14 protein-coding genes are annotated in these 16046 nt (G+C 42.9%); 7 read left to right on the top strand and 7 right to left on the bottom strand.

Annotated features, from left to right (window positions below):
- Position 1: 1 nt before the first annotated feature.
- Complete coding sequence (locus R7P69_RS00485) at positions 2-670, bottom strand: hypothetical protein (protein ID WP_031778861.1); 669 nt, start codon at positions 668-670, stop codon at positions 2-4.
- 392 nt (positions 671-1062) lie between these two features.
- Between R7P69_RS00485 and rodA the strand changes: the two genes are divergently transcribed.
- Positions 1063-2145: a rod shape-determining protein RodA gene (rodA, locus tag R7P69_RS00490; protein WP_005374481.1), complete on the top strand. Its 1083-nt coding sequence runs from the start codon at positions 1063-1065 to the stop codon at positions 2143-2145.
- A gap of 72 nt (positions 2146-2217) precedes the next feature.
- Here the strand turns inward: rodA and R7P69_RS00495 are convergent, their stop codons facing one another.
- The 3 genes from R7P69_RS00495 to R7P69_RS00505 all read right to left on the bottom strand — a co-directional run bounded on the left by R7P69_RS00495 (position 2218) and on the right by R7P69_RS00505 (position 5278).
- On the bottom strand, positions 2218-2934 hold the full coding sequence (locus R7P69_RS00495) for a YebC/PmpR family DNA-binding transcriptional regulator (RefSeq protein ID WP_005374482.1): 717 nt from the start codon (positions 2932-2934) through the stop codon (positions 2218-2220).
- A gap of 135 nt (positions 2935-3069) precedes the next feature.
- On the bottom strand, positions 3070-3279 hold the full coding sequence (locus tag R7P69_RS00500; protein ID WP_005374484.1) for a DUF3283 family protein: 210 nt from the start codon (positions 3277-3279) through the stop codon (positions 3070-3072).
- 100 nt (positions 3280-3379) lie between these two features.
- Entirely contained in the window at positions 3380-5278 is a 1899-nt protein-coding gene (locus R7P69_RS00505) for an ATP-binding protein (protein WP_005374486.1), read from the bottom strand.
- A 68-nt stretch (positions 5279-5346) separates the two neighbouring features.
- On the opposite strand from R7P69_RS00505, the gene R7P69_RS00510 reads away from it, so the two are divergent.
- On the top strand, positions 5347-6102 hold the full coding sequence (locus R7P69_RS00510; protein WP_005374490.1) for a substrate-binding periplasmic protein: 756 nt from the start codon (positions 5347-5349) through the stop codon (positions 6100-6102).
- A gap of 68 nt (positions 6103-6170) precedes the next feature.
- Here the strand turns inward: R7P69_RS00510 and ribA are convergent, their stop codons facing one another.
- Together ribA and R7P69_RS00520 are read right to left on the bottom strand one after the other, a co-directional pair.
- Entirely contained in the window at positions 6171-7232 is a 1062-nt protein-coding gene (gene ribA / locus R7P69_RS00515; RefSeq protein ID WP_017635221.1) for a GTP cyclohydrolase II, read from the bottom strand.
- Positions 7233-7470: 238 nt separating this feature from the next.
- Positions 7471-7668 (bottom strand): PA3496 family putative envelope integrity protein, encoded by a 198-nt coding sequence (locus tag R7P69_RS00520; RefSeq protein ID WP_005374493.1) that lies wholly within the window; start codon positions 7666-7668, stop codon positions 7471-7473.
- A gap of 361 nt (positions 7669-8029) precedes the next feature.
- Between R7P69_RS00520 and R7P69_RS00525 the strand changes: the two genes are divergently transcribed.
- Genes R7P69_RS00525 through R7P69_RS00535 form a run of 3 tightly spaced genes read left to right on the top strand, consistent with a single transcriptional unit; the run spans position 8030 to position 10280 of the window.
- On the top strand, positions 8030-8878 hold the full coding sequence (locus tag R7P69_RS00525) for an ABC transporter ATP-binding protein (protein ID WP_054576517.1): 849 nt from the start codon (positions 8030-8032) through the stop codon (positions 8876-8878).
- A gap of 2 nt (positions 8879-8880) precedes the next feature.
- Positions 8881-9813, top strand: coding sequence for an ATP-binding cassette domain-containing protein (locus R7P69_RS00530; protein ID WP_104980285.1), 933 nt, complete (start codon positions 8881-8883; stop codon positions 9811-9813).
- Positions 9813-10280, top strand: a complete 468-nt coding sequence (locus R7P69_RS00535) for a transcriptional regulator (RefSeq protein ID WP_065275567.1) — start codon at positions 9813-9815, stop codon at positions 10278-10280. The genes R7P69_RS00530 and R7P69_RS00535 overlap by 1 nt, the downstream gene beginning before the upstream one ends.
- A 289-nt stretch (positions 10281-10569) precedes the next feature.
- On the opposite strand, the gene R7P69_RS00540 is transcribed toward R7P69_RS00535, so the two are convergent.
- Positions 10570-12540, bottom strand: a complete 1971-nt coding sequence (locus R7P69_RS00540) for a replication initiator protein RctB domain-containing protein (protein ID WP_238952378.1) — start codon at positions 12538-12540, stop codon at positions 10570-10572.
- A 1238-nt stretch (positions 12541-13778) separates the two neighbouring features.
- On the opposite strand from R7P69_RS00540, the gene R7P69_RS00545 reads away from it, so the two are divergent.
- Positions 13779-14996, top strand: a complete 1218-nt coding sequence (locus tag R7P69_RS00545) for an AAA family ATPase (protein ID WP_005374503.1) — start codon at positions 13779-13781, stop codon at positions 14994-14996.
- Positions 14997-15003: 7 nt separating this feature from the next.
- Positions 15004-15978: a ParB/RepB/Spo0J family partition protein gene (locus tag R7P69_RS00550; protein ID WP_005374504.1), complete on the top strand. Its 975-nt coding sequence runs from the start codon at positions 15004-15006 to the stop codon at positions 15976-15978.
- Positions 15979-16046: the final 68 nt, after the last annotated feature.

The following is a 16046-nucleotide window of genomic DNA, read 5'->3' on the forward strand; positions in this document are numbered from 1 at the left end:
CCTAATACTTGGCTAGCAGCGCTTTCGCGGTTTGCGTTTCTAGATTGCTGTCGCCCAATTGCTCCATTTGCGCTAACCATGTTTTGGCTTGTTGAACATCTTCAGCACGCAGTGCTGCTTCAATGGCGTAGCGATAAATCCAAGACGTTGCCGCAAAAGGTTGCTGGCTAAAACTCGGCTCATCGAGCAGAGAAAGGTACAGCTCGTAGCCACGCTCAAAGTGATTGAACATGTCAGGTAGAGAAGTAAAAGTGGTGGCTGCCATGGCAGTGGCTAATTGATATTCCGGCAAGCCTTGTAAGCGTTGTTGCTCTTGTAGCGGCACTGGTTGATTCGCCATTAAATCCAAACCTTTTTGGATTGTGGCAAGACCGCGCTCGGTGAACTTCATCTTGTTCCAAGGCATAAACGCCTCACGACCTTGCAACGTCTCCGCACTACCTAAGTAAACCAAGGTCACCGGCGTTGCGCCTTGCTCTTCGAGTTGTTTGGATAATTCGCCGTAAACGGTATCAACTAAGCCAGAGTCACCCTGCGCCGCTTGGTTGAATTGACTGAGTGTGCGCTCGCTTGGGTTAGCCAGAGCCAGATTGCTGCTGAGTGCAAATGCGACGATAAAGGTACTTGCCAGTTTAAGAGCTTTGATTGAGCGAAATTGAGAAACCATCATGTACTGTCCTTAGTTGAACGTGATTTGATGGTTTCAGATTAAGGGAGAAGGTCGCACGCTGCTTTTGCATGCGACCAATGGCAGTTATGCGGAGTGAATGGTATTGAGAGAGGATGAATGACATTCACTTAAACAGAAAATACAATTCCGCTCATTCGTAACTCTACATTTTTACGGCAGTCACAATAAAAACACTGGCTTAAAATCTGAGGCTAGTGTATTTATCCATCCCACAGCTACCCATAACAGACGTGTCGCACTCTCCTTTCTTACACACCTTTGCATGGTGTCTGTTGTTTCCAAATCGAGATTCTTAGCATCGGAATAGTTTGAACTCTTCGAGTTTTAGTTGTTTTCGCACTCAAAATAGGTGCGTTATTAGGTCGTTGAAAATGAATAAGCGTTATTTCCCAAGAGTTGATTTGCCACTACTCATGGCGATCATTCCGATCATGCTGTTAAGTTCGCTCACTCTCTGGAGTGCCAGTAGCTTTAATGAGGCGATGCTCTTCAAACATTTGGCGCGCTGCGGACTGACATTAGTTTGCATCTTGGCCATGTCCTCGATTCCAGCGTCCAGCTATCAGCGCTCAGCTCCATATCTCTACATTATTGCGGTTGCTCTGCTACTTGCTGTCGCTTTATTTGGTGATAGCACCAATGGCTCTCAACGTTGGCTCGATATCGGCTTCTTCCGCTTTCAACCGTCTGAGCTAATCAAGCTTTCCATTCCAATCATGATCGCCTGGATGCTTCATATTGAAGGAGGTCGACCAGACAGTCGGAAAATTGCGTTTTGCTTACTTATTACAATGATTCCTGCCGGGTTAATCGCGCTACAACCGGATTTAGACGGTGCAGTTTTTACTATCATTTATGCATTGTTCGTTTTGTTTTTGGCTGGCATGAGCTGGAAAATAATCTGCGGGTTTATTGCGAGCATTTTAACGTTAGCACCTATTTTATGGTTCTTCGTTATGGAAACCTATCAAAAGAGCCGTGTAACACAGTTCTTGCACCCTGAGTCCGATCCACTGGGTTCGGGTTACCAAATCATCCAATCTTTGATTGCGATTGGCTCAGGCGGTATGAAAGGCAAAGGTTGGATGAATGCAACGCAGGGAACACTTGGCTTTATTCCAGAAAGTCATACGGACTTTATTTTTTCGACCTATGCAGAAGAATGGGGCTTTGTTGGCAGTTTAGTCTTACTCGCATTGTACTTGTTTATTACTGCACGCGTTATGTTGCTTGCATGTCAGTCTGACCACTTTTTTAGTCGGCTGGTAAGTGGCGCATTAGCGATGAGCTTTTTTCTGTATGCTTTTATCAATACGGGCATGGTGAGTGGCTTGTTGCCAGTAATGGGTAGCCCACTTCCCTTCTTTAGCTATGGCGGCACGGCGATGCTAACTCAAGGTATCTGTTTTGGTGTAATCATGTCGCTGTGTTATTCCAAATATCGTAACGCATAGCTCTGCTTGAGAAAAAGCGATCAAAAAAGGCTTCCCTAAGGAAGCCTTTTTACAACGATATGAGCGAATTAATTACAGCTCTGCGTTGTGGTAAACCTGCTGAACATCATCACAGTCATCTAGAAGATCTAGGAATTTCTGGAACTTCTCAGCATCTTCACCCGATACAGGCGTATGAGTTTGCGGAACGAATGTGATTTCTTCAACATCGATCGTTAGATCTGGGAATGCACCGTTAAGCGCAGTTTTTGTTTTGAAGAATTCTGTGTGAGGTGCGAATACAGTGATAACACCGTCTTCTAGCTCAACGTCAGTAACGTCTACATCTTCCATCATTAGCGTTTCTAGGATGATTTCATCATCGTCGCCTTTGAACTGGAATACCGCTTGGTGATCGAACATGTGAGAAACCGAGCCCTCAACACCAATTTTCGCACCGACTTTCACAAAGCATTGGCGTACATCTTGGAAAGTACGGTTGCCGTTGTCTGTTAGACAGTCAACGATAACGCTAGTACCGCCAGGGCCGAAGCCTTCGTAACGTGCTGGAGTGTAGTCTTCACCACCGCCACCGTTCGCTTTGTCGATCGCTTTATCGATAACGTGCGCAGGAACTTGGTCTTTTTTCGCTTTTGCGATCAGGTGTTTCAAAGACAAGTTCATGTCTGGATCACCACCACCGTTTTTCGCGCACATGTAAATTTCTTTACCGTATTTGGAATAAACTTTAATTTTCGCGCCTGCAGTTTTCGCCATAGAGGCTTTGCGCACTTCAAAACTTCTTCCCATCGGGATGTCTCTCTAAATTCAAATTTAATGCGAAGGATTTTAGCAAAAAGCGAAACCTTTTCAATTTCGCTTAGCAAAGGAATAGGGAGGTTACCTCATTCGTCACATTGGATTGAACCATTGCCACGGTTCGCGTTAAGCGACACCCATTACTCGTTTGTACTTTTCGACCGATTGCTGGAAAAACGCCTTTTCATCAGCATCGTTAATCTTGGACAACTGTTCTTCTATTGCTTCAGGACCAGATTTGGCCTCTCTGAGCTTCCAAACCAAAAACGACGCCTGCTTATCCAGTTCGATTTTGTTTTTTTCGTCAGGCGGCAATAGGGATAGATTAAACGACATTCACAGCCTCAAGGTACTTTAAATACTAGCCGGGCACTATATCACACAGAGTTACAATTACAGAATAGAAACGCACTTAACTTGATCGATTTCAAGTTAACTATTTAGGCACAGCGCTGATTTTCAGTGCTTTTGGTAAATGCTGTTCGAATATTTGTTGTAATCGAGTCTTGGTAACGGGTTTAGCCACGAACTCGTTCATCCCAACATCGAAGCAATGTTGCTGATCCTCTTTAATGACATTGGCACTTAGCGCAATAATTGGAACGTGTTTCCCCCACTCTCCCATTTTTCGAATTCGCTCCGTAGCAATAAACCCATCCATCACAGGCATTTGGCAGTCCATAAAAATCAAATCGAAAGGCTGCTGATCACACAGCTGCAATGCTTCTTCGCCATGGTTGGCGACACTCACTCGCACACCCAGTTTTTCTAACATGATGCGAACTACCTTCTGATTGACGATGGTATCTTCAACAACCAATACCCAAGGTTTATCATTATCTTGAGGGCTGATTTCGTTGTCTTCCGCTTTCGGGAAATCTAATACATTAAGTTGGTCGGTATAGGTCGATTGCGCATTTATTACAGCAACAGGAATCGAAAATTCAAAACAGCTTCCCAGCCCAAGCTCACTTGTTAGTTGTATTTCCCCTCCCATCAAGTTAACCAACTGTGCAGCTATCGCCAAACCAAGCCCTGTCCCACCATACTTTCTGGTGGTACTACCATCAGCTTGTTGGAAGCGTTCGAAGATTGCTTGTTGGTGCTCTTTCGCAATACCAATACCAGAATCCACAACTCGAAACCGGATATGAGCGGTCTCTCCATCAAGTCGAGACAACGCTACAAGAAGCTTCACATGGCCGCGCTCGGTAAATTTAATCGCGTTGCTCAACAAATTGTTCAGAACTTGTTTCAATCGTGTGGCATCACCTTGCACTTCGATTGGCAAGTGAGGATCAATATTGCTGAGCAGCTGTAAGTTTTTCTGCTTGGCTTTGACACTATGTAAACTGATGACATCGTCAAGTAGCTCGCGAAGATCATAGCTCGTGTATTCCAGCTCTACTTTGCCAGCTTCAACTTTAGAGAAGTCCAAAATGTCGTCGATGATCGTCATTAGTGAGTGAGAAGAACTGTCAATGATCTCTACAAACTCTTTTTGCTGGGGATCGAGGTCGGTGTCATTGAGCAACGACGACACACCAATAATGCCATTCATCGGTGTGCGGATCTCATGACTCATAGTGGCAAGAAACTCACTTTTCTTACGATTAGCGACTTCTGCCCTATCGCGTTCAGCCTCTAACTCAGTCTGGTGCTCTTTCACTTTCTCAACACTTCGGTTGTATTTCTCTGCCAAAACACTCACTTCATCAAAGCACCATCGTTTAGGGAGAGTCACTTTACTCGGCACTGTACCGCCACGAAAATCGCTCACCGCACCAGACAGCAATTGTAACGGATTGACCAACAAGCGAAACGCCACCCAAAGAACACCAATGATGAGGACAAGAATTTTGATCGCTTCTGTCGTAAGTAGAAAAAAGAACTGCTGCCAAAGATCTTCATATATCGCGCTAAGATCCGATTGAACCGTTAATATCGCGAGATCATACGTTTTATCGCCGACCCGATACTGCATCGGCCAGCTTCTCTCGACAACATCCTCAGAAAGCGCCGAACCTAATTCAATGATAACTTCGTCTTCACTAGCAATACGTAAGTAGTCCACCGAGGGCATACGCATTGCACCTTGAGCTTGTGTCAACAACAGCTCCCTATCCTCTACCCACAAACTCGCAGAAAAGCTCGATAAATAGCTAGACTCAACCTGCTTTAATTCAACATCTAAATGGGCTAAATCTTCGTGAAAAACTCGATATAAGCTCACTGTAGAAATGATGACCGTAAAGATTAAACTCAACGTTAATACCGCCAACATAAGTTGGTTGCCGATACTAAAACGACGTTGAGATCGCTCTTTTTCATCCATATGAAACCGCTCCGATAAACTTGCGCTACTCTAAATATAGCTACGCACAAATAATAATCGAGGATACGATGAAAAGACTTCTACTTAGATTGGCTTTTAGCTTAATTGTTGTAAGTTCTCATGTGACCGCAAATCAAGTGAACTATTACGTCATTGCTGAACAAGCTCGACCATTTCAAATTGAACAACAGGGACAAATGCACTCCGGAATTGTGACCGATATCGTCAGCGCTATCTTCGCGGAGTCGGATTACCAAGTGAATTATCATACTTATCCATTTAAACGTATGATTTCCATATTGGAAGAAGGCGCTGAGCCAAACTGGTTAACTTATGGCAGCCCGAACTGGGGCAAGGTGCAATCGGAAAATTTATCTGAGGAGCCCATTTACACTGTAAAACATGTACTGGTGTCGAGTAGCGAGAAGCCTTTAGAATTCAAAAATATGGATACCATGCATGGTCGTTCTATTGTATTACTGCTGGGGTTTGATTATCCAAATTTAACACCGTTCTTTGAAAATGGCAGTGTCAATGAAATGCGCGTGAAAGACTACAACGCCGCATACCGAGTGATAAGCCGAACCCCTGGAGATACAGCTTTTGTCGAGATGGAATCCCGAGTCCTTTACAACTTAAAGCGACTCAATTTGCCGTTAGAGAATTTTCAGATACAGCCTTTCAGCTCGGTTATTCCTGACTACTCAATCTACCTGGCTTTTTCACCTCAAATGCAACCAGAAACTCAAAATTACATCAATACACGACTCGTTGAATTAAAAGCCTCAGGGGAAATTGATGAAATCATTCAAAAGTATCAATGAATCAACTCATTAACAAAAACGCCAACGATGATACGTTGGCGTTTTTGTTTCTGTAAAATCTGTAGCACTTACTTAGTGTGGTTAACAAACTTAGGATCAAACATGTGCCCCAATTTACTCGCCTTGGTTTGCAGGTAATGTTGATTACTTGGGTTATTCCCTTCTTGTAATGGCACTCGTTCAATGACGTTAATATCAACCGCTTTTAAGGCGGCGAGCTTGCGTGGGTTATTCGTCATTAGACGCACAGCGTCAATCCCCAAATGCTCTAGCATTCCTTTACAGAACGCGTAATCACGCATATCAGCGGCAAAACCTAAACGCTCATTTGCTTCCACGGTATCTGCGCCATCATCTTGTAAGTGATAGGCACGAATTTTATTAATCAAGCCGATTCCACGCCCTTCTTGACGTAAATAAAGCAGCACGCCACATCCCTCTTTGACGATGTTTTGTAGCGCTCTATTAAGCTGAAAACCACAGTCACAACGCGTGCTAAATAGAGCATCTCCGGTAAGACACTCCGAATGCAACCGAATAAGTGGAGCTGCACTTTTTGTTGGCTCACCATAGACCAGAGCAAGATGCTCTTTATTTGTCGCGGCTTCAATAAAGCCGTACATCATAAATGTGCCCCACTGGGTGGGCAATTTGGCTTTATCGATAAACTTCACGAGATTGTAAGGCTCAACATGTCTCAGCTCTGCCCGCACATTCATCAGAATCTCTCCTAGATGATTTTCTCCTTTACCATCTCCCCCGTCTCCCCAAAAGGCATCTTTATGAGAATGCTCTGTTAGGCAAGCGTTACCCGTTCTCATTAATTGCTGCGCTAATGGTGGATTTTGTAGAAACTTTTCCCTAACGATGAAAGCCATAACAGCCAACTTTATATCGTCCCAATCGCTTCTGACAAAGTGTTCGTATTTGCGGCTTAAAGCAAACGCTTCGTCAGGGGTGCTTGCGTGCTGAATTTTACTTTGCAACTGAGCATCGAGAAACTTTTGGGCTTGGTAATAATGTTCGCTGGTGGGCCAAGTTTGGGAGGAGATATTGACTGGGGCATGGCAAAAATTTGAGAGAAAACCGTGGGGCTCATCGGGCTCATAAAAAAGGATTTGATCAACCATACTTGCGCTCCTTGCTTTGTGGTTGCGATAATCAACAAAAAGCATATCGCTACTGATATATCTAGTAACACAAGGTCAGATTGTCAAACTTCTTCGGGACGGGACATGAGTGTGAAACTCGTGCTTTTGAGGCGCAAGACAGATAAATGGAGAGTTTGAATAAGAGAGTAATAGAGTGAAAAAATAAAAAGGGCAGTCCGTCGACTACCCTATGGGTTGCTAAACCAACCTGAGGCGATCAGTGTATCAAGCCAAGCTCCCTTGCTTCTTCAATGGTCAACCCACTTTCACGGATCTCACGTAACGCTTCAATGCGTCTTCTGGCTTCTGCTGATTTCACTGTTTTCTCTGGCTTCACAACGGTTTCCTCATCAGGTAATTCCCATTTGTGAGCGATGTTGGTCATCTCGTCATGGTCGATAGAATTAATGGACATATTTCCTCCGAACACACCATGTTTTCGATGCGTAATCTATAGCAAAACCGGAACAAGGTGGTAAGAAAAACTGTAGGGAAATGTGACCCCTCCCGCCCTTTCGTTAACTCCTTAATAGATTCATCATTTAAGTTTTGCCAAGGGACAAATTTACGATTAAATTTGAGTAATTCCCCCTACGAAAAGTGTGCTGATCTAGCTCTCAATTCTGCTCTTCTTTAGTTTTATCAACGACGCATTACACCACTTCCTGTTTCACCTAACTTTCGAGTCACTTCACTGATTCATGGTTTGATACTTTCTAAAAACCGCCACACCTGATAATGATAATAATTATCTTTTAGATTAGTTAGGTGTTTATATGGATGGTATTAACTTAAGTCATGCATACCACAATGACCCGGTCATCCAGATCCGAGATTTGTGCGTCGATTACATCACTGATAATGGTGATTTTAATGCGGTAAAGTCCATCAGCTTTGATATCGGCAAAGGCGAAGTATTTGGTCTTGCCGGTGAATCTGGATGTGGTAAAAGCACAATCGCATTCTCAATAAATCGTCTTCATAAGCCGCCAGCGTACATTTCTGGCGGTAAAATATGGTTTGATGGCAAGGATATCCTTAGTATCTCAGACTCTGAGCTGACCGCTCTAAGGTGGAGTGAAATCGCCATGGTGTTCCAGAGCGCGATGAACTCACTCAACCCTGTCTTAACGATACAAGAGCAATTTGCAGATGTGTTACGACACCATCAAGGCCTCACTAACGCTCAAGCAAAAGATAGAGCAGAAAAGTTGTTGGACTTGGTCAATATTCCTCGAGAACGCTTAGCAGAATATCCTCATCAATTTTCAGGAGGAATGCGTCAGCGGTTGGTGATAGCCATTGCTTTGTCTCTAAATCCAAAACTGATCATTATGGATGAGCCCACAACAGCATTAGATGTAGTGGTACAGCGAGAAATTTTACAGCAAATTTATCAGCTTAGAGATGAGTTCGGTTTTTCAGTCCTCTTTATCACTCATGACCTGGCACTCATGAGCCAACTATGTGATCGAATTGCAATCATGCGTCACGGAGAAATCGTCGAAGTCAATCGAGCATACGATATACGCAATCATCCTCAACACCCCTACACGCAAAAGCTATGGGCTTCTTTCCCAAACATCCATGACGTCCACAAACAACCAGAGTTACAAGGAGCGTAACCATGAGCCAGCCTATCATCCAAATGAAAAATGTGATTAAAGAATTCAAAGTGGGCGGTGGTTTAGCGAAAGAGGAAACCTTTCGTGCGCTTCAAGGAGTGACTTTTGATCTGTACGCAGGAAAAACCTTGGCTTTGGTTGGAGAGTCAGGCTGCGGTAAGAGTACTTGCGCTCGTTTAATAACCAAAGTCTATCCAGCAACGCAAGGCGAGATCCTTTTCAATGGCACTGACATAAATGAGATCACGTCACGATCGGCTCTACAAGAATATCGCAGTAAAGTACAAATGGTGTTTCAAGATCCGTTTGGCTCTCTCAATCCAACTCATACCATTCGCCATCACCTAACACGTCCTTTAAAAATTCATAAACAAGTCAAAAACGCGCGCGACATCCCAGCCCGCTTGGAAGAGCTCCTAAAGCTGGTGGAACTACCTGAAGAGACATTGAATAAGTTCCCTCACGAACTCAGTGGTGGGCAACGTCAGCGAGTAAACTTAGCAAGGGCTTTAGCGGTAGGTTCGCAAATCATTCTTGCAGATGAGCCTACGTCTATGCTGGATGTTTCTATTCGCTTGGGAGTGTTGAATTTAATGCAACGAATGAAGCAAGAGCTGGGAATTGGTTTTTTATACATCACTCATGATCTGGCGACTGCGCACTACATCGCGGAAGAAACCGCAGTAATGTACAAAGGGCAAATCGTTGAATGGGGCGACACTCATTCAATACTTAAGAATCCGCAGCATCCTTATACTAAGCTGTTGATTTCTGCCGTTCCTGATCCTGACTTACCTTTTGGTAACTTAGTGAAAAATGAGCCAAACTATTCGATAGATGCCGATGAAATTCGTCAACGTAGCAGCATAATTGTCGACGAATTTGATCAAATAGGGCCAAATCACTATGTAAAACAATGGACTGAGGCAGCGTAATGGATTTGAGTACTTGGCAAGATCAAATCGCCATGTGGTACGAACAGCGGAAACATGATCAAGTAGAAAAATTGGAAACGATCTTATATCAGGTGCCTGATGACGTGTTTGGACCCGAATTGAGTGATCTTCAAAGTAAAGCGATTGCTTGCTGGTTGGATGGATGTTTACGCGTGTTTCAACATGCAAGGTACCAAGACCCTCAGAAAGCATATCAAACCTTGCTTTATACGAGTGCAAAGCTTGAACAAGCAGCATGCCAAGTCTCGACTGATATTCTGATCAAAGATTGGTGTTTGAGACGACTTCAGCATCTCACCGTTGTGGCGTTAGAGTTTTGTAATCAGCAGTGTGATCAAAACAAGTGGCAGGAACAAGCCCATAGCTTAATCGAATCACATGTTGCGTTGATGCGTTCATTACACTGGAATGAATCCAAGAAGCATGATCAAGGTTTACCTCATTAGTCCGGAAAAATGATCAAGGCTTAATTAGCGGAATTTTAGGCAAAAAAAAGCGAGTTTCCTGAGGAGAAACTCGCGAAGTCTATTCAGAATGAATGTAACAATATGAGCCAATCTATTAATCATCAGAAAGGACAAAAGGTTGTCTATTCGGGATAAATAGTAGTATTAGGCTTGGCTTCTAATGTCAGTGGTTTGTAAGAGTTAAGTCTGTTTTTTATCATCGAAAGACATTGTTACATTTCAAACCGATACATCACACCTATAGCTTGATACACATCAAGCGACACTTTTAAATCGCCATTTCATCCAAGGCACGAAATACAATTTCATCCATGTGACCATCGAAGATTTGACGACAAACTTTCCGACGCACCGCTAACCCCGCAATCAAGCGCTCGATGGTAAGATGCTTAACATCGTTCTGGGTGTTAAACAGCTCGACGGTTTTACTTAATGTCTCATAAGGAATCGGCTCATCCCCTACCCTTAGCCAATCGAGCTTCTCTATGTAATCTGAGCACTCTTCTTTGATTGAGGCATAGGAGTGCCCTGTCATCGCAGACAAAGCCGTTATACTGCGTTCTAGAGCCTCTGGTGAGGTATATTTAGATAGAGTAATGGTGATCTCATCAGCATTGATCTCTACCAAATGTTTTCTTTGCTTCACGCGTCGCCCTAAATTTCCTCTTGGAGACGGTGCTTTGCGTTGAATGGGCTCAAATTCGCCGTCTATGATGCCTGAGAGCTCCTCAAGCTGTTGTCGGGTTACCATCTCATTACGAAGTGGATTTGGCAGCGTAGGCGCCATGTTACGCTTTCCTGCGTTGGTCGTTCGCGCTCGCGAGTAACGTAAGACCTCTTCGACATCACATTTGATGTCGATCTGGTAGTCCATCACTTTGTCATTTTCGATCATGGTTTCGATCGTCAGGTGATAACCCCACAAATTAACGACGAATAGATCATCATTCCCTTTTCCATCAGACAAACGCTTTAGTTCTCGGATCAGATCCATGGAGAAACGTCGCCATTCAATGTTACGTGCAAGTTTCTGGTTTAACTCACTCAGTAGCATGCAATCCGTGTGACGACGAACCATGCGACTACGGAAGAAAGAGTACAGTTGAAACACCAAAGTATGTTGTTTCAAGATCTCTGGCGGAAACAAGAAGAAATAATCGCGTGTTAACAGCTCTTCATAAAACGAAGGTTCCCAAACTAAAATATATAAGTTTGGCTTGATACGAATTTCACCATCGCTTCCCTCCACAGGTGCCTCTTCAGAGGCCGTGATGGTTCGAGCAAGAAAACGAAAACGATCACTTTTGAAGCCCTCTGGCATGTTTTCACTTAGCCAACGTCCAGTAAGTTCATGGAGCTGAAAATCAGTGAATTCAATGCGATCAATGCTATCGCGAATGGAATCACGAGCTGGGCCACTGTCTTTTTTGCCTCTGAGCGACAAAATATCAGTGATGTATAGCGGCGTTTTGTTTGGTACGTGAGCCGCATCAAGCTGATACTGATCTTTGTGATGATCATGATATTGAACCGTTAACGTGAAGAGAGCGAACAGGGTCATGAGATCATCCACAGTCATGATATTTTTGGATGATCGCGTCTCGATAACGGCTTTTGTGCCAGAGATCGACACCATGGATTTCTGATAACTTTTTCGAGTTCTTGGTGGCGCAAGTGCTTGGTCAATGATCCCAGCCCAATTTGTTGGAGATACAACAAATTGATCGGCTTCATCTTTCATCGTGGGAGGTGTGTTTAACCCGTGCTCATTCAACAAACGTTTGTTTACTTGAGTCTGAGCCAATGCTTTCGAACGTTTTTGTTTCTCGTTCTGGCGAACTTTGTCGGTAACAAGACTTGTTGCTCCCAATACAGATATAAGCTGATTTGGATTCACAAATTTATGTAGCATCGTTTTACCAGCAAGTCCCTCTTCAAAACGCACTGGTGTTTGAGTAAATAAACCAATATTTACTGCTGCGCGCAAACGTTGTTGCAGAGCTGCACGTGTAAGTTGCCCATCTGTTGCTTCAACAATCTCTGTGGTTGAAACCAAACCATCCTTGCTGCTGAAGCCTCGTAATGAGATCAGATTAAGCAACTCTAAGATGCTTTTGGTCACCCCTTTGAAATGTTGGTACTGCTCTACCCAATCCGCAGAGGATTCATGTACCTCAAAAAGATGGCCATCTTTGTGGCTTCTCGGTGCTTTAATCAGAATTTTTTCATCAGCCGTCATTTTAGATCCAGATCACACTAGCCGTAGTTGTGCTATGGTTCCGAAGAATAAAGAAAAACAGATCATAAATAAAGAAAAAAGATTGTTTTTTAAATAACTGATCTTTTTGATTAATCTGATCTTAATTGATTATATGATCTAATGATCTGGCTTGAAATTTCTCGCTAAGCTTTTGTTCTATAAGACTATTATTTCCATGTGTTTCGGAACTATGATCATAAGAAATCTGAAAGTATGATCAACAATAACCTGAAAGCATGATCATATTTATTCGTAAGCATGATCATTAAGGTTATGAAAAGATGATCAAAAGAGTCTTGAAACGATGATCATGATGTTTTTACAGGTTATCCACAGATGCAGTATTTAATAATGATCTTCACGATGATTATATTGTGCATTGGTGATGTTATTTATACTCGGATCGATGATCAAGAGCCAATATATCTATCGTTCTGGCGCCCATATTGATGAGATATCACTCATCTGATTAAAATACATTCAAGTCGCTCATATTTAGAAGTAAATCCTAGTCTCTGCTTATTTACAGGAAGCATGATCATGAGAGCGTGATTTATCATAGCAACTTGAGCAATTTCATTGTTCCGGCTTCTATAACGTCAATTTCTGCTCAATCCCCCATTCTGTCTGCACTCAACCGTAAATCAGAGAAGAAAACTCATGCTTCCGAGAGATTCTAAGGCTTGATCATATTTCCGATTAATGGATCTTATTTTATTTGCGTGTTTACACCGTACTCTGCTCTATTTTTCCATGATCATGCTTTCGGATTTGCTTATTAACACGGAAGCATGATCATAAGCATACCTTGATCATACTTCCATAGATGTTTCGCTGGAACTGCCCTATTTTGCTCGGAGACATGATCAAGGTGTTCAGGTCTTTATTGTTCCGATATTACTTACTATTTTTCGTTTAAATTAGGTTGGTCTAACATAATCCGTAATTTAGCTTAAGATTATAATCGTTCCGGTAGAAAATTGATTTACATTGTAAATGAGTGACGCTGTAACACTTTTTATTTTTAAGTTTAGGTGTCCACTTATGAGAAGATTATTTGATTAAAAATAGTTATCTTTTTGACCATAAATCATAAAAGCGTCGATTTGGGTGTTTTTTTATGTGATGGTAATTCAAAATGTTCGTGCACCTTTTTGTTGTTTTTGGTCTTTACTGCTGTACAATTGCAATTATAAATCCTTCCAACGGAATTTGGCATGAAAAGAGAAAAAACGATTGAAAACCTTCTTGAGTTAGCGGAGCTGACTCAGCAGGTTCAAGCTGACCGTATTGAAATTGTTTTAGAAGAGCGAAGCGATAACTACTTCCCACCAATGTCGAAAGCGATGATGGAAACCCGTTCTGGTCTAACTCGCCGTAAGCTCGACGACGCGATTGGTAAAATGGAAGCCGCTGGGCATCAATTTACTAAAAACAACGCGAATCATTATTCAATTACGTTAGAAGAAGCACACATGCTCATGGATGCGGCTGAAGTGCCTAAATTTCATGAGCGTAAAAAGAATTCAGGTAACAAACCTTGGATTATTAATGTGCAGAACCAAAAGGGCGGTACAGGTAAATCAATGACCGCGGTTCATTTAGCGGCATGTTTAGCGCTAAATTTGGATAAACGATACCGTATTTGTTTAATCGACTTAGACCCACAAGGCTCGCTACGTTTATTCCTCAACCCGCAAATCAGCATGGCAGAGCATGATAATATCTATTCTGCGGTAGACATTATGTTGGGTAACGTGCCTGATGGTGTGGAAATTGACAGTGAATTTTTACGTAAAAACGTATTGCTGCCAACGCAATATCCGAACTTAAAGTCGATTTCAGCGTTTCCAGAAGACGCGATGTTTAATGCGGAAGCATGGCAAACGCTATCTGAAGACCCATCACTCGATATCGTCCGTCTGCTGAAAGAGCAACTGATTGATAAAATTGCTGATGACTTCGATATCATTATGATTGATACCGGTCCACACGTTGACCCATTAGTATGGAATGCGATGTATGCATCAAATGCCTTGCTAATTCCTTGTGCGGCTAAGCGTCTGGACTGGGCTTCAACAGTAAACTTCTTCCAGCATTTGCCTACGGTATATGAAATGTTCCCGGAGGACTGGAATGGTCTTGAGTTTGTTCGCTTGATGCCAACCATGTTTGAGGACGACAATAAGAAGCAAGTTTCTGTTTTAACTGAAATGAACTATCTTCTAGGTGACCAAGTTATGATGGCTACTATTCCTCGTAGCCGTGCGTTTGAAACCTGTGCCGATACCTACAGCACAGTATTTGATCTGACAGTAAGCGATTTTGAAGGCGGTAAGAAGACACTAGCTACCGCGCAAGACGCTGTTCATAAAAGCGCACTGGAATTAGAGCGTGTGCTGCACTCTAATTGGCCGTCATTGAATCAGGGGTAATAAGTAAATGGCTTTGAAAACGTCTGAATTAAACGCGAAATTATTTGGCAAAACGAATAAGCGTCGTGTTGTGACTCCGCAAGAGGCGCAAACTGCGGCAAAAGAGAAAGCTCAAACGATTGAACTAGCAGTTGCAGGTGAAAATATTGTTCAGTTTGAACTTGTGCGTATTCCTGCAAATAAAGTTGCGACAGAAACAACAGTATTTGTTGATAACGCTCGTGAGCAATCGTTCTTAAACGAACATGCTTTATCTGATGTTTTAGTCACACTCAAAGAGCGTGGCCAACAATATCCAGCAGTGGGTCGTAGAACTGAAGATGGCAAGATTGAAGTTTTAGATGGTAGCCGTCGTCGCATGTCTTGTATCCTCGCTGAACAAGACTTTTTGGTTTATGTTGCTGACAACATTAATACTGACCATGCTAAGTTTTTGTCTGATGTGGCAAATGCTCACAAGCCGCTCTCTTTATATGAAAAAGGGAAAGAGATGCAGGCTAAGCTTGATAGTGGTGAAGCTGAGGATCAGAAAGCATTGGCAAAAATGTTCCAGTGCAGTGAAGCGTTGGTAAGTGGCGCTTTAAAAGCCGCAGCATTACCGTTAGAACTGCTTCAAGCGTATCCGAATGTTGGCGATCTCGGTCGCCCAACAATCGTGAAACTGCACAAACAGTTTTCAACGCTAACGCCAGAGCAGCAGCAAGAGCTGTTAGATAAATGTCGCTCTAGCGAAGGGTTTTTATGGCAGCGAAGCACTGCTCAAGGCGTTGCTCGTCTGACAAAAGAAGTCACGGAAAGCATCGAAAATTGGATTACTGAACTTGCACCAGCAAAACCTGGTAAGAAGACGGAAAAAGTCGACTTAGTTAAAGGTCGAGCAAGCTATAGCCGAAAAGGTAGCAGCCTGGCGTTGAACTTGAAGAAAGTTGACGACAGCTTAATGGAAGAGATTCTTGCGTTTGTACAAACCAAACTGCAATAACAAATGATGATTGAATCAACCGCCTCCGGGCGGTTTTTTTATATCTGAGAAGCGTCAAATTAAAGATG

The organism is Vibrio sp. 661, assembly GCF_033339315.1.
Taxonomy (GTDB): domain Bacteria; phylum Pseudomonadota; class Gammaproteobacteria; order Enterobacterales; family Vibrionaceae; genus Vibrio; species Vibrio alginolyticus.